This is a genomic window from [Mannheimia] succiniciproducens MBEL55E (assembly GCF_000007745.1).
GTDB classification, from domain to species: domain Bacteria; phylum Pseudomonadota; class Gammaproteobacteria; order Enterobacterales; family Pasteurellaceae; genus Basfia; species Basfia succiniciproducens.
In genome coordinates this window covers 2,219,633-2,238,098 of sequence record NC_006300.1, presented here as the reverse complement: position 1 = coordinate 2,238,098, position 18,466 = coordinate 2,219,633, and the positions used below count along the sequence as shown (strand labels likewise).

Below are 18,466 nucleotides of genomic sequence, written 5' to 3'. Positions count from 1 at the left end.
CAAATGGCAAAAGCGCCGAAGACCGCTTATGTATGCAATGATTGCGGAGCCGAATATTCCCGCTGGCAGGGGCAATGTTTAGCCTGTAAAGCATGGAATACTATCAGCGAAGTCCGTTTGGTTTCAGCAAAACAGCCTGCTAACAGAAATGATCGCTTTAGCGGTTATGCGGGTGAAACTCAGGCAAAAATTCAAACCTTAGCGGAAATCAACCTACAGGAAACACCTCGTTTTTCAAGCGGATTTAAAGAATTGGATCGCGTATTAGGCGGCGGTATTGTACCCGGATCCGCTATTTTGATCGGCGGGCATCCGGGGGCCGGGAAATCAACTTTGCTGCTTCAAGTGATGTGCGGATTAGCCCGAAATATGACCGCACTTTATGTGACGGGAGAAGAATCCTTGCAACAGGTTGCAATGCGGGCGAACCGTTTAGGCTTGCCCACTGACCGTCTTCAAATGTTATCCGAAACATCGGTAGAGCAAATTTGTAGCCTGGCGGATCAGCTTAAACCGCAAATTCTGGTTATTGATTCCATCCAGGTTATGCATTTAGCGGATATTCAGTCTTCTCCCGGTTCGGTCGCCCAAGTACGGGAATGCGCATCGTTTCTCACCCGTTATGCCAAGACCCGTCAGGTCGCTATTATTATGGTCGGGCATGTGACCAAAGACGGTACATTAGCCGGGCCAAAAGTATTGGAACACGCCATTGACTGTTCTTTATTATTAGAAGGTGAATCGGATTCTCGTTTCCGCACTTTACGCAGCCATAAAAACCGTTTTGGCGCGGTGAATGAACTCGGTGTTTTTGGTATGACGGAACAAGGGCTACGCGAAGTGAAAAATCCATCCGCAATTTTTTTGAGCCGCGGGGAAGAACAAACCCCCGGCAGCTCAGTTATGGTTTTGTGGGAGGGAACTCGTCCTTTACTGGTAGAAATTCAGGCGCTGGTGGATCATTCTATGCTGGCAAACCCAAGACGCGTTGCCGTCGGTTTGGAACAAAATCGTCTTGCATTACTGCTGGCGGTTTTGCATCGTCACGGCGGATTACAAATGGCGGATCAGGATGTCTTTGTGAATGTGGTCGGTGGAGTAAAAGTGACCGAAACCAGTGCAGATCTGGCCTTACTATTAGCGCTTATTTCTAGTTTTCGCAATCGTGCGTTACCGCAGGATTTGGTTGTTTTTGGCGAAGTCGGCTTGGCGGGGGAAATCCGCCCTGTACCGAGCGGTCAGGAACGTATATCCGAAGCGGCAAAACATGGTTTCAAACGAGCCATCGTTCCTTACGGTAATAAACCGAAAAGTGCGGTAGAAAATATGCAAGTTTTTACGGTTAAAAAACTTGCCGATGCCTTAGATATACTGGATAGTTTGGATTATTAACCTAAAAAGTAAAAAAGTGCGGTAAAAAATACCACACTTTTTTATTATTTAATCACTTGCTGAATTAATGCGGATATATCGTCAGGGAAAGATTGCGCCTGAGCCATTTCAAGAATCTGCTGTTTAGTATATTTTTCACCATTATAGACAACCACGATACTGGTATCGCCTTTTTGCAGATAATGAGATTCGCCGAATTCGGTATAGCGAGTCGCGCCAATACTAATGATCGCTTCCGTCGGATAGTCGGCAATAGCTAAAAGTTCGGCAATATTATTCATCGGACCTTGATCGGGTTGGTTGTTCATACGATCAACGATCCAATCCAATAATTTCGTATGAAAATAACTATAACCTAAAGCCGGGCTGTCCAGGCCATAAATTTCCGTTTTTTCTTCCCGTCGATGGAAACAGGCAATACGGTATTTATCAATTTCACCGCCTAATTCGAAAGAGGTTAAGGGAATTAATGTATCGGATAAACCTTTAGTTTCTGCGCCCCAGTTTTTCTTTTCACAGATTTTATTCGCATTGGGACGGCGGATGGAACAGTCATTATACGCACCGAAAGAATAAGGGATAAGTTTTACAACTTGGTTGTTCTGGTAGATAACATGACAAAGAATGGCAATTTCCGGCTCTATTTGTAAATTGTCACCGGAATTATCAGGAAAACGCAATTTATTCGAACTTAAAGGATAGACGGACAGAAATCCGGCCTTTTCCGAAGGTACATAAAAAGGAAAAATCGCTTTGGGTTGAACTGCCTCTTGAGTTTTTACCGCTAAAAAATCATTTGCTTCACCGGCTTGCTCCAAATGTCCGGCAAAATTTCCGGCAACACCGAAACCAATTACATTTTTATAATTCATTTTTTATACCTATTTATGGTTCAATAAAAAATCACTTTACTCATAAATAAGGAGTAAAACAACTCATTTTGAATATTAAATAATCAGGCGGGAAATATTTTAAATTTTTTGACAAAAAAAGCTTGCAAAGGGAGTCGAAATCCCTATAATACGCCTCACACAACGACGCACCGTTGTGAGAACTAACAACAATCCGGTGCGTCGTTCTTTTTTGTTCTTTAACAACTTATCAGACAATCTGTGTGGGCACTTGAAAGATTCGTTTAAACAAAAAATTTAAACAAGACTTAGAGTGCTGAATAAAGTTAATTTAATTAATGATTTATAGTCAGTATTTTGAGCGATTGAACTTTTTAAATTGAAGAGTTTGATCATGGCTCAGATTGAACGCTGGCGGCAGGCTTAACACATGCAAGTCGAACGGTAGCGGGAGGAAAGCTTGCTTTCTTTGCCGACGAGTGGCGGACGGGTGAGTAATGCTTGGGGATCTGGCTTATGGAGGGGGATAACGACGGGAAACTGTCGCTAATACCGCGTAATATCTTCGGATTAAAGGGTGGGACTTACGGGCCACCCGCCATAAGATGAGCCCAAGTGGGATTAGGTAGTTGGTGGGGTAAAGGCCTACCAAGCCGACGATCTCTAGCTGGTCTGAGAGGATGACCAGCCACACTGGAACTGAGACACGGTCCAGACTCCTACGGGAGGCAGCAGTGGGGAATATTGCACAATGGGGGGAACCCTGATGCAGCCATGCCGCGTGAATGAAGAAGGCCTTCGGGTTGTAAAGTTCTTTCGGTGACGAGGAAGGTGTTTGTTTTAATAGGACAAGCAATTGACGTTAATCACAGAAGAAGCACCGGCTAACTCCGTGCCAGCAGCCGCGGTAATACGGAGGGTGCGAGCGTTAATCGGAATAACTGGGCGTAAAGGGCATGCAGGCGGACTTTTAAGTGAGATGTGAAAGCCCCGGGCTTAACCTGGGAATAGCATTTCAGACTGGGAGTCTAGAGTACTTTAGGGAGGGGTAGAATTCCACGTGTAGCGGTGAAATGCGTAGAGATGTGGAGGAATACCGAAGGCGAAGGCAGCCCCTTGGGAAGATACTGACGCTCATATGCGAAAGCGTGGGGAGCAAACAGGATTAGATACCCTGGTAGTCCACGCGGTAAACGCTGTCGATTTGGGGATTGGGCTTTAGGCTTGGTGCTCGTAGCTAACGTGATAAATCGACCGCCTGGGGAGTACGGCCGCAAGGTTAAAACTCAAATGAATTGACGGGGGCCCGCACAAGCGGTGGAGCATGTGGTTTAATTCGATGCAACGCGAAGAACCTTACCTACTCTTGACATCCAGAGAATCCTGTAGAGATACGGGAGTGCCTTCGGGAGCTCTGAGACAGGTGCTGCATGGCTGTCGTCAGCTCGTGTTGTGAAATGTTGGGTTAAGTCCCGCAACGAGCGCAACCCTTATCCTTTGTTGCCAGCATGTAAAGATGGGAACTCAAAGGAGACTGCCGGTGACAAACCGGAGGAAGGTGGGGATGACGTCAAGTCATCATGGCCCTTACGAGTAGGGCTACACACGTGCTACAATGGTGCATACAGAGGGCGGCGATACCGCGAGGTAGAGCGAATCTCAGAAAGTGCATCGTAGTCCGGATTGGAGTCTGCAACTCGACTCCATGAAGTCGGAATCGCTAGTAATCGCAAATCAGAATGTTGCGGTGAATACGTTCCCGGGCCTTGTACACACCGCCCGTCACACCATGGGAGTGGGTTGTACCAGAAGTAGATAGCTTAACCTTCGGGGGGGGCGTTTACCACGGTATGATTCATGACTGGGGTGAAGTCGTAACAAGGTAACCGTAGGGGAACCTGCGGTTGGATCACCTCCTTACTAAGTTTTAGGCGACTGGCAAGTGTTCACACAGATTGTTTGATAGAAAAAGAGAAGAAAACGACCGCACTTTTTTATTATCATCTAGGTCTGGTAATAAAAGGAGAAAAGCGCGGAACAAGCGAAGGCGTCGAGAGATCCGCTTTAACTGTTGTCCCCATCGTCTAGAGGCCTAGGACATCGCCCTTTCACGGCGGTAACCGGGGTTCGAATCCCCGTGGGGACGCCATTTAAAGATGATTTTTATTGTCTTTTTGTTCTTTAAAAAATTGGAAACAAGCTGAAAAACTGAGAGATTTTCTGAAAAGAAAGTCTGAGTATAAAAAAATCTTGGCCGAGCAAAAGCGGTCAAGTGTTTAGTAATAACGAACGACACAGGTATGAGAATACTTGAGGTTGTATGGTTAAGTGATTAAGCGTACAAGGTGGATGCCTTGGCAATCAGAGGCGAAGAAGGACGTGCTAATCTGCGAAAAGCTTGGGTGAGTTGATAAGAAGCGTCTAACCCAAGATATCCGAATGGGGCAACCCAGTAGATGAAGAATCTACTATCAATAACCGAATCCATAGGTTATTGAGGCAAACCGGGAGAACTGAAACATCTAAGTACCCCGAGGAAAAGAAATCAACCGAGATTACGTCAGTAGCGGCGAGCGAAAGCGTAAGAGCCGGCAAGTGATAGCATGAGGATTAGAGGAACCGGCTGGGAAGCCGGGCGGCACAGGGTGATAGCCCCGTACTTGAAAATCATTGTGTGGTACTGAGCTTGCGAGAAGTAGGGCGGGACACGAGAAATCCTGTTTGAAGAAGGGGGGACCATCCTCCAAGGCTAAATACTCCTGATTGACCGATAGTGAACCAGTACTGTGAAGGAAAGGCGAAAAGAACCCCGGTGAGGGGAGTGAAATAGAACCTGAAACCTTGTACGTACAAGCAGTGGGAGCCCGCGAGGGTGACTGCGTACCTTTTGTATAATGGGTCAGCGACTTATATTATGTAGCGAGGTTAACCGAATAGGGGAGCCGAAGGGAAACCGAGTCTTAACTGGGCGTCGAGTTGCATGATATAGACCCGAAACCCGGTGATCTAGCCATGGGCAGGTTGAAGGTTGGGTAACACTAACTGGAGGACCGAACCGACTAATGTTGAAAAATTAGCGGATGACCTGTGGCTGGGGGTGAAAGGCCAATCAAACCGGGAGATAGCTGGTTCTCCCCGAAATCTATTTAGGTAGAGCCTTATGTGAATACCTTCGGGGGTAGAGCACTGTTTCGGCTAGGGGGCCATCCCGGCTTACCAACCCGATGCAAACTGCGAATACCGAAGAGTAATGCATAGGAGACACACGGCGGGTGCTAACGTTCGTCGTGGAGAGGGAAACAACCCAGACCGCCAGCTAAGGTCCCAAAGTTTATATTAAGTGGGAAACGAAGTGGGAAGGCTTAGACAGCTAGGATGTTGGCTTAGAAGCAGCCATCATTTAAAGAAAGCGTAATAGCTCACTAGTCGAGTCGGCCTGCGCGGAAGATGTAACGGGGCTCAAATATAGCACCGAAGCTGCGGCATCAGGCGTATCACTAATACGCCTTACGATTAACAACTTGCGAAGGAAGAGAGCAAGTTGGTTAAGCGACCAACACGTTGAGTCGGCTGTAAGCGAGAGCGAACAGAAAGGCGCGAGTGGAGCGTGAGGAATATTAGTGATACGCCTGTTGGGTAGGGGAGCGTCGTGTAAGCGGAAGAAGGTGGTTCGAGAGGGCTGCTGGACGTATCACGAGTGCGAATGCTGACATAAGTAACGATAAAACGGGTGAAAAACCCGTTCGCCGGAAGACCAAGGGTTCCTGTCCAACGTTAATCGGGGCAGGGTGAGTCGGCCCCTAAGGCGAGGCTGAAGAGCGTAGTCGATGGGAAACGGGTTAATATTCCCGTACTTGTTATAATTGCGATGTGGGGACGGAGTAGGTTAGGTTATCGACCTGTTGGAAATGGTCGTTTAAGTTGGTAGGTGGAGCGTTTAGGCAAATCCGGACGCTTATCAACACCGAGAGATGATGACGAGGCGCTAAGGTGCCGAAGTAACCGATACCACACTTCCAGGAAAAGCCACTAAGCGTCAGATTATAATAAACCGTACTATAAACCGACACAGGTGGTCAGGTAGAGAATACTCAGGCGCTTGAGAGAACTCGGGTGAAGGAACTAGGCAAAATAGCACCGTAACTTCGGGAGAAGGTGCGCCGGCGTAGATTGTAGAGGTATACCCTTGAAGGTTGAACCGGTCGAAGATACCAGCTGGCTGCAACTGTTTATTAAAAACACAGCACTCTGCAAACACGAAAGTGGACGTATAGGGTGTGATGCCTGCCCGGTGCTGGAAGGTTAATTGATGGCGTTATCGCAAGAGAAGCGCCTGATCGAAGCCCCAGTAAACGGCGGCCGTAACTATAACGGTCCTAAGGTAGCGAAATTCCTTGTCGGGTAAGTTCCGACCTGCACGAATGGCATAATGATGGCCAGGCTGTCTCCACCCGAGACTCAGTGAAATTGAAATCGCCGTGAAGATGCGGTGTACCCGCGGCTAGACGGAAAGACCCCGTGAACCTTTACTATAGCTTGACACTGAACCTTGAATTTTGATGTGTAGGATAGGTGGGAGGCTTTGAAGCGGTAACGCCAGTTATCGTGGAGCCATCCTTGAAATACCACCCTTTAACGTTTGATGTTCTAACGAAGTGCCTGGAACGGGTACTCGGACAGTGTCTGGTGGGTAGTTTGACTGGGGCGGTCTCCTCCCAAAGAGTAACGGAGGAGCACGAAGGTTTGCTAATGACGGTCGGACATCGTCAGGTTAGTGCAATGGTATAAGCAAGCTTAACTGCGAGACGGACAAGTCGAGCAGGTGCGAAAGCAGGTCATAGTGATCCGGTGGTTCTGAATGGAAGGGCCATCGCTCAACGGATAAAAGGTACTCCGGGGATAACAGGCTGATACCGCCCAAGAGTTCATATCGACGGCGGTGTTTGGCACCTCGATGTCGGCTCATCACATCCTGGGGCTGAAGTAGGTCCCAAGGGTATGGCTGTTCGCCATTTAAAGTGGTACGCGAGCTGGGTTTAAAACGTCGTGAGACAGTTTGGTCCCTATCTGCCGTGGGCGTTGGAGAATTGAGAGGGGCTGCTCCTAGTACGAGAGGACCGGAGTGGACGCATCACTGGTGTTCCGGTTGTGTCGCCAGACGCATTGCCGGGTAGCTACATGCGGAAGAGATAAGTGCTGAAAGCATCTAAGCACGAAACTTGCCTCGAGATGAGTTCTCCCAGTATTTAATACTGTAAGGGTTGTTGGAGACGACGACGTAGATAGGCCGGGTGTGTAAGCGTTGCGAGACGTTGAGCTAACCGGTACTAATTGCCCGAGAGGCTTAGCCATACAACGCTCAAGTGTTTTTGGTAGTGAAAGTTATTACGGAATAAGTAAGTAGTCAGGGAATCGGCTTGTTTTTAATTTTAGAGAATAAAAGAGTAGAAGACTAGAAGTAGGCTAGTGATAGCGGAGAGAAGAATCCGCGGTCAGTATCTGAAACGGAATTATCCTGGCGGCGATAGTGCAGTGGTCCCACCTGAATCCATGCCGAACTCAGAAGTGAAACGCTGTTATGCCGATGGTAGTGTGGGGTATCCCCATGTGAGAGTAGGTCACCGCCAGGTTGTTATGAAGAGAGGCCCCCATCGAGAGATGAGGGCTTTTTTTGTGCTTGTGCTCACACCATACCTACTAACTGAACCGGCGCGTCATCACCGTCACTGACGCACGTAGGCGCAAAACTGTAGGAAAATTTACCGCACTTTTTATGTAATTTTGGCTATCAAAAAACAACTTAATTAAGGTAAGCAATAGGTATACCTGCTATCCTATCCGCTTTCCAATCATCTAAATGTTCTTGAGCATCACTTTATGAGTGATATTCGTAAGTAGTGATTAATCGAAATCTTTCCACTTCTCTCTAACTTATGATGCCGCAATTTTCGCATTACTTTTGTTGAGCTATGTGATAAGCCCTTTTTCATCAAATAATTCTGCTAGTCCCGCATAAATTTCCCGATAGATAACAGTACCAATAAAATATTGCTTTTTCTCTTATTTCAAACGGTTTAAAATTTTCTCGGGAGACTAATATTCCGCGCAGAATTTTTATAAAATAGTCAATGTGTTTAAAAAAATATAAAAAATATTTCCTGCCTTTTATGCAAGATACCAAAACGCTAAAAAATTTAATGTATTAATTGATCATTTTATGATCAATTTTTTCAGGATTTACCTAAATAAATTTTAATTTTGCGATCCGTATCGCAAAATTAAACGTAAAACTACACTATTTTTATAAGTTTATGGTATAACTCTATTCAGGTAATAAACCTAAATCAAAATCACTATCTTTTTTATCTTTTTTATCAACAGATTAAAGGAAATAATCGAGTTATGAATAGAACAAACAAAGATACACAATGGATAAGAACCATTCTGAATAGTTTTCTTGAAAATGAAGTGACCGCTAAACATCTGTTTGTAGGATATGGTCTGTTTTATAGAAAAGTAATGTTTGGTATTGTTATAGATGACAATTTCTTTTTAAAAGCTGAAAACCAGCTTGTAGAATATGTGGAGAAGCTTGGAGCTGTATCCTGGGATATATTCAACAAAAATACCAATTTAGCAATTTCAAGTTATTATCGTTTACCTAGAGCTTTGGTTGATAATGAAGAAGAATTTAAAACTTTAGTAATTTTATCTATTAAACAGCAGCAAAGAAAAATTTTAGATTTAAATATTGCTAAAAAAGAAAGAATAAAGGAGTTACCCAATTTATCCATTAAGCATGAAAGGTTATTGGCAAAAATAGGGATTAATAATGTCAAAGAATTTAAATCAGCAGGAATTTCTAATTGTTTTGTAAAATTAAAAGTTCACGGGTTTTCGGTTAATGTTGAGTTATTTTGGCTATTTCAAGCGGCATTGAAAAATAAGCATGTAAGTTTATTAACTAAATCCGAAAAAAAGAGTGCTTTATTAGTTTTGAACAGAAAATTAGTTGAAGCCGGTTTTAGAGAAATTAAACATGAATGTTTAATATAAGTATTTAATAAGACCATAAATTTGGTTACAACTAACTAACAACTTGTTGTAAAAAATGAGAGTTTCCGGCATAGTAGACAAAATAGTTGGTAATTTTGAGATCCCTATGCCCTAGTAGACAAATGAGTTGGTTTTTTATTTTTATTAATAATTAATCAACTCTTTTCATTTAAAAAATCCTTTATAAACATAATCTTATTTTTCTTCGATAACCCATTATGAAGCGCTAATTTACGCTTCAGTTCACTAAACAGCCCTTCCAGCCGATTTGTCGTCTTTTCTATCTTTAATTCAGGATATTTTTCAAAGGTAAAAAGGAACTCTTCATGTCGTTTTAAACTTGAATACGCACTCCGAAGATTTCGATGTTTAAACGGATATTTGCCCGCTTTATCAGGTATGCTTGAACGTTCATTTAAGAAGTTTTTATGCTTTAAATACCAATGATGAAGATTGATATAGAACTTATTTTTACTGCTCGTTTTAAGCGTTTTAATTAAGATTTTTAATTCCTTTCCCGCCTCTGATTTTGGTTTTCGAGTAATCCGACGAATTACAATAGCCACTTGATGAAATTGACACATTTGAATCGGCGTATTAAGAATATCTTTCAGCAAACCACGCCTTCCGTCACAGGTAATTGATTGAATTTTATAATCTTTCTCTCTTAATTCATTGATTGCTTTACGATAATAAATGACCCTTTCCGCATTGACAATCTTGTGATAAACAACCTTTTTAGAAAGGCTGTCCATAAGTACCAATACACCAAACTCGTTTCCGAAAAAGGTCGTATTGTAGTGGTCAACTAATTTAACAGTCTCCGATAAGTTGTTTTTGCTAAAATCGGAGATAGACCTTGATTATAGCTATGTGGGCGAATGTGATTATAATACATCACATATTCTCTCACATCATTTACAGCACTTTCAAAATCACTATAACCACCTTTCAGCATCCATTCATATTTAAAACTCCGAAACCAACGCTCCATCGGCGCATTGTCCCAACAGTTACCACGACGGCTCATACTTTGTGTAAGCCCATGTTTCTTAACTGAATCAGTAAAGATTTCACTGCCATAAATACTACCTTGGTCTGAATGGAACAACATTCGCTCCGTGCGTTCAATATTCAGCATCGCATGATTCAGTGCATCTTTAACCAGCTCACTATCATGATAGCGACTTAGCTTCCAACCGACGACTTGACGATTTAATAAATTAATTACCACGGCTAAATAGCACCATATCCCATTGATTTTTATATAGGTCGTGTCACCACATAGCACGGTCGTTTGGCTATCAGGCGTAAATTCTCGACTTAGTATATTCTCAAAAACTTGACTGTTTCCTTTACTAGGATTGCGCCATTTTTGCGGTTGCTTACTAAATAATCCTTGCTTATTCATTAACTTACGAATTAAATACAACCCCACAAAAATACCTTTCTCTTTCAAATGCGATTGAATCGTTCGTTTGCCTGCTGAACTTCGGCTTGCATCAAAAATTGCCTTGATTTCAACGGCTAAAGCTGTGTGTTTCGCTGGCTTTTTGGCAGTGCGCAAATGGGCGTAGTAAGCACTTTCAGACACGCTAAATAGTTCACATAACCGGTTGATTCCTCGCGATTTTAACGTCGTAATGACTTGGTATTTTTGTTTTCGAGTGACATTAAAATCGCTGTAGCCTTTTTTAAAATGTCCTTATCTTCTTCAAGTTCTTTAATACGATTTTCAAGTTCTCGAATTCGTTGTTGTTCTGGGCTAATTGGCTTTGAACCAGCTAAAACGTAACCTTGTTGCTCCGCTTGAACTTGACTTATCCAGCGACGAAGTGCTGTTTCACCCACACCTAACTCTCGGCAAGCTTGAGAAACCGAATATCCTCGTTCAATCACTAATTTTACTGCTTCAGCTTTATATTCTGCGCTAAATGTTCTTCTCATAATATTTCCTCATTTGTGATGTTATTTTACCACTTATTAAGGACTGCGGAATTAGTCTACCACTACATATCCATGACGATATTTAATATCTCATTTTGTGGTAAATTTAGAGGTGTTTTGGGCGCTTTCAAGAGATGTCTTTGGATTGTTCTGACTGAGCAATGATAGCTCTCGGCAAGCTGCTTATAAGTCTGTTTACCAAGCGTGTAATCATGCCAAATTTTTATAGAATCAAGTTTATTTTTTAGCGTAAATATTTTGTTGCAGACATTACATTTGTAACGTTGAATATGGTTTTGAGTACCATATTTCTGAATGCTGGATTTTTGACAATTTGGGCAAATTTTTTATTCATTTTCAAAAAAGTCCATTAAAGCTAGATAATATAAGGCTTCAATGGACTTTTTACCAACTATTTTGTCTACTATACCGAGTTTCCGGTAGGGAACTCTCATTTTTATTACAACCAGATATAAAGTTTAGCATACAGTAATTATATAACTATGCTCGTTTATACAAGTTTATTCCTGTAGATCTAAAATATGATCAGATGAAAAATCCGAAAATTTTACCGCACTTTTATTTAATTAAATATCTAATGGACTCCAAGGTTTTCCTTTTACCGGTGGCAACCATGCCTGTGTGGCACTCATGGTTGCATTCCATAGGAAGTCCGGGAAACCATAATGATCCGCTTGATTTTCATCCACTTCTGTAATTAATTGATTTTCCTGTCCGTTTAAGATCATAGTAGCGATTTTCGGGTTAACCATTACGGTTTTACCCAAGGCAATGAATTCAGCCCAACCGGTTTGATAAGCTTCTAAAATTTGCTGGGCGGTAAATAAGTTACCCACACCAATTAGCGGCAATTTTCCGCCGATACGTTCATGTACCAACTGTAAACGAGCCGTGTTGGAATCTGCACCTCGACGGGCTTTTTTGTAGAAATCCCAAAGTGATATGTGTAAATATTGTAACGGTTTTTCTTTTAAGACATCAACTAATGCAAGGGTATCTTCCATAGTTAAACCTAATTCTTCAGGTTCTTCCGGAGAAAAACGATAGCCGATAATAAAATCGTCACGTTGATGCTTTATTTTAGCCGCAACTACCGCATCAATTACCGCTAACGGGAAACGCATACGATTTTCACGCGAACCGCCCCATTCATCGGTACGGCGATTTGAATGACCCGAGTAGAATTGCTGAATCAGATAATTGTTTGCGCCGTGAATTTCTACACCGTCAAAACCTGCTTGAATGGCAAGATCTGCAGCATTGCCGAAAGCGTCAATTAAAGTGTGGATTTCTTCAATAGTTGCGGCTCGAGTACCGGATTCTTCGTCGGCGCTGGCTGAAATTTTATCTTTGCCGTTTAATAATTCGGTAATTGCCTGTTTACCACCGTGATGAATTTGTAAAATTGCTTTTGCACCTTGCGCTTTAATAATATCCGCAGTGGCTTTCAAACTTGGTAATTGGCTTGTGTGAATAGCTTCCGGTTGACCGTGGAATGCTTTACCGCCATCTTGGACTAAGGTTGCGGCAAGAATAAACATTCCCATGTCACCGGCACGATTTGATATAAAGCGATGTTCTTGCTTGCCCAATGTACCGTCCGTATTTGAACCGAAGTGGGTCATCGGGGCAACCACTAAGCGGTTTTTAATTTCTACACCGTTATTTAAGGTGTAAGGTTGAAATAATGGACTGAAAATAGGATTCATAAAGGATTTCCTTGTTAAATTAATTTAGGGAGTAATAAGCCGGCTTTCGATGCCACTTTTAATAAATCATCTTTACTTGTACCGGCTTGAGCTTGTATGGCAATACCATATAAATAAGTTTGTAAAGCTAGCGCTAATGCTGGAATATCGGTTTGCGACGGTAATTGTTTATCCACAATCGCTCGTTTTAAGCGGTTCTCAAAACGTTTTAAAATATCGGATTTTAACTGTCTCATGTTTTGTTGAATTTTAGTTTCTTCCGCCGATAAATTTAATGTAGCAACAGCACTTAAACAGCCGCCGGGCGTATTTGCTACTGTCACTACGTTAACAGAGTCCCGGAAGAATATATGAATCGCCCGATGAATATCTTTTTCAACATCCATTTTGGCATAGATAACATCCCAATAAACCCGACGATAGTAATCTAATATTTCAATAAAAAATTGTGATTTATTACCAAAGGCAGCATATAAACTTGGCGGATTTATGTTAATTGCATTACATAAATCCGCAATCGAGGTATTTGTATAACCTTGATTCCAAAAAACAAAAAGCGCCGATTCTAACGCTTTTTCTCTATCAAAAGTTCTAGGTCTACCTTTTTGCTTCGGTGATAATTTCTGTTCCATGTTTTAGAGTTATCTTAATTATTTATGTATTAATTATTACATAAATAGTGACGGATAACAATATATTGATTTTTATGAAAAATACCAATATCGTTCACTTTTTAAACAAAAATTATTTTCATATATTTTCCAATAATTTGATCTAGATAACATTTTTTAGGTATCTTTTGTCCTATAATGCGGGACATTAGTTTTTATTATTTTTAATTTATTTTATGAGGTGATGTATGACAGATCTTAATCAATTAACTCAAGAACTTGGTGCTTTAGGTATTCATGATGTACAAGAAGTTGTGTATAACCCGAGCTATGAACTTCTTTTTGCGGAAGAAACCAAACCAGGTTTAGAAGGTTATGAAAAAGGTACTGTGACTAATCAAGGAGCGGTTGCTGTAAATACCGGTATTTTCACCGGTCGTTCTCCGAAAGATAAATATATCGTTTTAGACGACAAAACTAAAGATACCGTATGGTGGACCAGCGAAAAAGTTAAAAACGATAACAAACCAATGAGCCAAGATACCTGGAACAGTTTGAAAGGTTTAGTTGCCGATCAACTTTCCGGTAAACGTTTATTTGTTGTTGACGCATTCTGCGGCGCGAATAAAGATACGCGTTTAGCTGTTCGTGTGGTTACTGAAGTTGCATGGCAGGCGCATTTTGTAACAAATATGTTTATCCGCCCTTCAGCGGAAGAATTAAAAGGTTTCAAACCTGATTTCGTGGTAATGAACGGTGCAAAATGTACAAATCCTAACTGGAAAGAACAAGGGTTAAATTCCGAAAACTTCGTTGCGTTCAACATTACAGAAGGCGTTCAATTAATCGGCGGTACTTGGTACGGTGGTGAAATGAAAAAAGGTATGTTCTCAATGATGAACTACTTCTTACCGCTTCGTGGTATTGCATCAATGCACTGTTCCGCAAACGTTGGTAAAGACGGCGATACCGCAATTTTCTTCGGTTTGTCAGGCACAGGTAAAACGACATTATCAACAGATCCTAAACGTCAACTAATCGGTGATGACGAACACGGTTGGGACGATGAAGGCGTATTTAACTTCGAAGGTGGTTGCTACGCGAAAACCATTAACTTATCCGCTGAAAACGAGCCGGATATCTATGGCGCTATCAAACGTGACGCATTATTGGAAAACGTGGTTGTTTTAGATAACGGTGACGTTGACTATGCAGACGGTTCCAAAACAGAAAATACACGTGTTTCTTATCCGATTTATCACATTCAAAATATCGTTAAACCTGTTTCTAAAGCTGGTCCGGCAACTAAAGTTATCTTCTTGTCTGCCGATGCATTCGGTGTATTACCGCCGGTGTCTAAATTAACTCCGGAACAAACCAAATACTATTTCTTATCCGGTTTCACTGCGAAATTAGCGGGTACGGAACGCGGTATTACAGAGCCTACACCAACATTCTCTGCATGTTTTGGTGCGGCTTTTTTAAGCTTGCATCCGACACAATATGCCGAAGTGTTAGTAAAACGTATGCAAGAATCAGGTGCGGAAGCGTATCTTGTTAATACAGGTTGGAACGGTACCGGCAAACGTATCTCAATTAAAGATACCCGTGGTATTATTGATGCAATTTTAGACGGCTCAATTGATAAAGCGGAAATGGGCTCATTACCAATCTTCGATTTCTCAATTCCTAAAGCATTACCTGGTGTTAACCCTGCAATCTTAGATCCGCGCGATACTTATGCGGATAAAGCGCAATGGGAAGAAAAAGCTCAAGATCTTGCAGGTCGCTTTGTGAAAAACTTTGAAAAATATACCGGTACGGCGGAAGGTCAGGCATTAGTTGCTGCCGGTCCTAAAGCATAATCGGTTAATTTGATTCAATCCTAAGCCCTCTTTTCAGAGGGCTTATTTTTATGTCGGAAATAATAGCCGAAAAGACCGTGGGAAAATCGGCAAAAATTATTTAATCTGTATAACAAATTGTTTTCTACTTTAGGACGGTTGACTTCACCTTTTACTTATACGGATTTAAATAAAAAACTTGTTGTTTTTCACCGCTCTTTTTAACGTAAAAGTGCGGTAAAAAAATGGTTATTTTTGAAGGTTGGTGAAGTTATCAGGCTTTAAAGTGAGTAAGAGTTTAGTTGGTTTTCAGTTTATTCCAATATTTTTCATAAATGTCGGTTGCATCGCCTACGTCTGCCTGAAATACGCCTTTTTTCACTTCATCTTCCGGCGGGAACAGTAATGGGTTTACGCGGTCTTCAGGTTTTAGCAATACTTTCACACCTTCATTAGGCATGGAAAATCCCATGCGTTCGATAATGATTTTGGCGTGTTCCGGACGAAGCATAAAGTCGATAAATTTATGGGCTCCCTCGATGTTACGGGCATTTTTAGGAATCGCATAATTATCCATCCAGAAAATGGCGCCTTCTTTCGGATAAATAAATTTAATAGCCGGATTTTCTTTTTCCGCCATATAAGCCGAACCGTTCCAAATCATACCGAGTTCTACTTCGCCCTGAATGTATGGTAGTTCCGGTGTATCGGAGTTAAATGCCGCTACATTTGGCAGTATTTTTGTTAAACGTTGGTAGGCGTTACGGATTTCTTCTTCATTTTGAGTGTTTGGTGATTTTCCGTCTAATAATAGTGCAATATGGAATACTTCCCGGGAATCGGCGGTTAATAACACTTTGCCTTTGAATTTTTCTTTCCATAAATCGCCCCAACCGGTGACCTCGTCAGGATTTACGAAAGAGGTATTAATGCCAATTCCTGTTAAACCGTAAACATAAGGTAAAGAAAATTTATTTGCCGGGTCAAAATCTTTATTCAATAAATTAGACGGGATTTGTTTTAAATTCGTTAATTTACTGTGATTGATGGGGGTTAGCATATTTTCTTTCACCATCTTGCTGATGTAATAACTCGACGGAAAAACAAGGTCATAGCCCGGTTTATTAATGGTTAATTTCAATTTGGAAAACATTTCTTCATTGCTTTCGAAGGTGGAATAATTCACCTTAATGCCGGTTTCTCTAGTAAATTTAGAAATTAAATCCGAAGGAATGTAATCGGTCCAGTTGTAGATATACAACTGTTTGGGCGCTGCAAATGAAGCGGTTGAGAAGAATGCGGTTGCCGTTACAAGCAATGTTTGGATGGAGCGGGTGAAATGTTTTTTCATTTAAATACCTCAAAAGTGCGGTTACAAAAGTGCTACTTTTTGAATGTTGGCGTTTTCCAATAACCCGAAAGGGAGAACAATCAGGGATTGAGCATAATAAAATCGAAAATTTCTCCTACTCTCTGTTCTCTAAAACATGGATGTATCGGATTTTTACCGACCCAGAGTAAAACCTCTTTAAACTATATCATATTTTAACCGGTTATGTTCCGTTTTCCGCTTATCCGTTGACATCTTAGTACGGCGGAGTAAGATTTCCTTCAATTAAATTTTGTTGCCGTTGTTGATGAAAATAAACGGCGGCTGTTATTAAAAGAACCGGTTATGCTGAAATTTTCTTATCAAGAACATATCAAAACTTATTATTACGACACTCGAAACCAGGATTTTACCCAACCGACGCTAACGGGCGGCCAATCCGCCGATGTATGTGTGGTGGGAGCCGGATTCGGCGGTCTTTCTGCAGCGCTTGAACTGGCTGAACGGGGAAAAAGCGTGATTGTACTGGAAGGAGCGCGAATTGGGTTTGGTGCCTCGGGGCGTAACGGCGGGCAGGCAATTAACGGTTTCGAAGACGGTATGGACGCATACATTGATGATATGGGGTTGGAAAAGGCGCGTAAATTATGGGAAATGTCCCTGGAAGCCATTGATATCATTGAGCAGCGTATAGCCAAATACAATATTCAGTGCGATTGGCGAAAAGGTTACGCTACCCTTGCGTTGAATCATCGTCGCATGGATGATCTCGTCACAATTGAACAAACAAGTCGCGAGATTTTTGCTTACGACTATATGCAATTATGGAATAAAGCGGAACTCAAACAATATCTAGGTAGCGATATTTATGTAGGCGGTTTATATGACGGTAATTCCGGCCATCTTCACCCGTTAAACTATTGTTTAGGTTTGGCAAAAGCCTGTCTGGACTTAGGCGTACGGATTTTTGAACAATCACCGGTAATAGATTTAGATGTAGGAAAAAGCAAAGTTATAGCGGAAACCGCCGAAGGTTCGGTGACGGCAGAAAACGTGGTATTAGCAACCAATGCTTATGTGACGAGTCTGCCTAAACGTATTCAGCGCGGCACGGCGCGTAAAATTTTGCCGATAGACAGCTTTATTATCGCCACGGAACCCTTGGATCAGGAAACGGCAAATGCGGTGATTAACAATGGAATGTCCGTTTGCGACAATAATTTATTATTGGATTATTATCGTTTAAGTGCGGATAACCGCCTGTTATTCGGTAGCGATTCGAGTTCCAATAAAGATATGGTGCAGGTAATGCGTAACAATATGCTGCATGTTTTTCCTCAATTGGAGAATGTGAAAATTGATTATGGCTGGGCGGGGCCTATCGACATGACCATTAATGCGAAGCCTTGTTTAGGGCGTATTGCCTCCAATATTTTTTATGCCCACGGTTATTCGGGGCATGGAGTGGCGTTAACCGGTTTGGCGGGTCGCTTGATTGCGGAAGCCATTGAAGGCGATGACGAACGATTCGCCATTTTCGAGAGTCTCAAAAGCCCGTCGGTTTATGGCGGTCGAATTGTGAAAAATCTCGCCACCAAAATCGGCGTAAAATATTACAAATGGCTGGATAAATACCGTTAATTATCCTTAAAATTTAAGCCCTTTACTTTGGGGTATCGGGCTTAAAAGTGCGGTCAAAATTTGG

At 42.0% G+C, this 18,466-nt stretch carries 11 protein-coding genes, 1 tRNA gene and 3 rRNA genes; 8 read left to right on the top strand and 7 right to left on the bottom strand.

What is annotated here, in order from left to right; all coding sequences use genetic code 11:
• Positions 1–3 precede the first annotated feature (3 nt).
• On the top strand, positions 4–1,392 hold the full coding sequence (gene radA, locus MS_RS10480; RefSeq protein WP_011201451.1) for a DNA repair protein RadA: 1,389 nt from the start codon (positions 4–6) through the stop codon (positions 1,390–1,392).
• Positions 1,393–1,436: 44 nt separating this feature from the next.
• On the opposite strand, the gene MS_RS10475 is transcribed toward radA, so the two are convergent.
• A complete protein-coding gene (locus tag MS_RS10475; RefSeq protein ID WP_011201450.1) occupies positions 1,437–2,264 on the bottom strand; it encodes a DUF5718 family protein in 828 nt (275 codons plus the stop codon).
• 355 nt (positions 2,265–2,619) lie between these two features.
• Here MS_RS10475 and MS_RS10470 point away from each other — a divergent pair.
• The 5 genes from MS_RS10470 to MS_RS10450 all read left to right on the top strand — a co-directional run bounded on the left by MS_RS10470 (position 2,620) and on the right by MS_RS10450 (position 9,299).
• Positions 2,620–4,163 (top strand): 16S ribosomal RNA (locus MS_RS10470).
• A 153-nt stretch (positions 4,164–4,316) separates the two neighbouring features.
• Positions 4,317–4,392: transfer RNA gene (locus tag MS_RS10465), tRNA-Glu, on the top strand.
• 173 nt (positions 4,393–4,565) lie between these two features.
• Positions 4,566–7,595, top strand: a 23S ribosomal RNA gene (locus MS_RS10460).
• 162 nt (positions 7,596–7,757) lie between these two features.
• Positions 7,758–7,873 (top strand): 5S ribosomal RNA (rrf, locus tag MS_RS10455).
• The 16S, 23S and 5S rRNA genes sit together here with 1 tRNA gene alongside, the layout of an rRNA operon.
• A gap of 772 nt (positions 7,874–8,645) precedes the next feature.
• Positions 8,646–9,299, top strand: a complete 654-nt coding sequence (locus tag MS_RS10450) for a TfoX/Sxy family DNA transformation protein (protein ID WP_011201448.1) — start codon at positions 8,646–8,648, stop codon at positions 9,297–9,299.
• 155 nt (positions 9,300–9,454) lie between these two features.
• Here MS_RS10450 and MS_RS10445 read toward each other — a convergent pair whose 3' ends face one another.
• The 5 genes from MS_RS10445 to MS_RS10425 all read right to left on the bottom strand — a co-directional run bounded on the left by MS_RS10445 (position 9,455) and on the right by MS_RS10425 (position 13,608).
• Positions 9,455–10,054 (bottom strand): IS256 family transposase, variant Zn-binding type, encoded by a 600-nt coding sequence (locus MS_RS10445; protein WP_193329808.1) that lies wholly within the window; start codon positions 10,052–10,054, stop codon positions 9,455–9,457.
• Between the two features lie 53 nt (positions 10,055–10,107).
• Complete coding sequence (locus MS_RS10440) at positions 10,108–10,920, bottom strand: IS3 family transposase (protein WP_041639880.1); 813 nt, start codon at positions 10,918–10,920, stop codon at positions 10,108–10,110.
• A gap of 11 nt (positions 10,921–10,931) precedes the next feature.
• Complete coding sequence (locus MS_RS10435) at positions 10,932–11,246, bottom strand: IS3 family transposase (protein WP_011201446.1); 315 nt, start codon at positions 11,244–11,246, stop codon at positions 10,932–10,934.
• A 587-nt stretch (positions 11,247–11,833) separates the two neighbouring features.
• Positions 11,834–12,976: an NADH-dependent flavin oxidoreductase gene (locus MS_RS10430; RefSeq protein WP_011201445.1), complete on the bottom strand. Its 1,143-nt coding sequence runs from the start codon at positions 12,974–12,976 to the stop codon at positions 11,834–11,836.
• A gap of 14 nt (positions 12,977–12,990) precedes the next feature.
• A complete protein-coding gene (locus MS_RS10425) occupies positions 12,991–13,608 on the bottom strand; it encodes a TetR/AcrR family transcriptional regulator (RefSeq protein ID WP_011201444.1) in 618 nt (205 codons plus the stop codon).
• 227 nt (positions 13,609–13,835) lie between these two features.
• Here MS_RS10425 and pckA point away from each other — a divergent pair, with 227 nt between their 5' ends.
• Complete coding sequence (gene pckA / locus MS_RS10420) at positions 13,836–15,452, top strand: phosphoenolpyruvate carboxykinase (ATP) (RefSeq protein ID WP_011201442.1); 1,617 nt, start codon at positions 13,836–13,838, stop codon at positions 15,450–15,452.
• 277 nt (positions 15,453–15,729) lie between these two features.
• On the opposite strand, the gene MS_RS10415 is transcribed toward pckA, so the two are convergent.
• Positions 15,730–16,782, bottom strand: coding sequence for an ABC transporter substrate-binding protein (locus MS_RS10415; protein ID WP_041640100.1), 1,053 nt, complete (start codon positions 16,780–16,782; stop codon positions 15,730–15,732).
• Positions 16,783–17,106: 324 nt separating this feature from the next.
• On the opposite strand from MS_RS10415, the gene MS_RS10410 reads away from it, so the two are divergent.
• Positions 17,107–18,402: an NAD(P)/FAD-dependent oxidoreductase gene (locus tag MS_RS10410; RefSeq protein ID WP_011201439.1), complete on the top strand. Its 1,296-nt coding sequence runs from the start codon at positions 17,107–17,109 to the stop codon at positions 18,400–18,402.
• The last annotated feature ends 64 nt before the right edge of the window (positions 18,403–18,466 follow it).

What these genes read in the sequence shown, in the direction of transcription:
- MS_RS10435 (WP_011201446.1), bottom strand. Translation starts at nt 11,246, where the DNA reads ATGAGAAGAACATTTAGCGCAGAATATAAAGCTGAAGCAGTAAAATTA.
- pckA (WP_011201442.1), top strand. Translation starts at nt 13,836, where the DNA reads ATGACAGATCTTAATCAATTAACTCAAGAACTTGGTGCTTTAGGTATT.
- MS_RS10475 (WP_011201450.1), bottom strand. Translation starts at nt 2,264, where the DNA reads ATGAATTATAAAAATGTAATTGGTTTCGGTGTTGCCGGAAATTTTGCC.
- MS_RS10430 (WP_011201445.1), bottom strand. Translation starts at nt 12,976, where the DNA reads ATGAATCCTATTTTCAGTCCATTATTTCAACCTTACACCTTAAATAAC.
- MS_RS10450 (WP_011201448.1), top strand. Translation starts at nt 8,646, where the DNA reads ATGAATAGAACAAACAAAGATACACAATGGATAAGAACCATTCTGAAT.
- MS_RS10415 (WP_041640100.1), bottom strand. Translation starts at nt 16,782, where the DNA reads ATGAAAAAACATTTCACCCGCTCCATCCAAACATTGCTTGTAACGGCA.
- radA (WP_011201451.1), top strand. Translation starts at nt 4, where the DNA reads ATGGCAAAAGCGCCGAAGACCGCTTATGTATGCAATGATTGCGGAGCC.
- MS_RS10425 (WP_011201444.1), bottom strand. Translation starts at nt 13,608, where the DNA reads ATGGAACAGAAATTATCACCGAAGCAAAAAGGTAGACCTAGAACTTTT.
- MS_RS10410 (WP_011201439.1), top strand. Translation starts at nt 17,107, where the DNA reads ATGCTGAAATTTTCTTATCAAGAACATATCAAAACTTATTATTACGAC.
- MS_RS10445 (WP_193329808.1), bottom strand. Translation starts at nt 10,054, where the DNA reads ATGGACAGCCTTTCTAAAAAGGTTGTTTATCACAAGATTGTCAATGCG.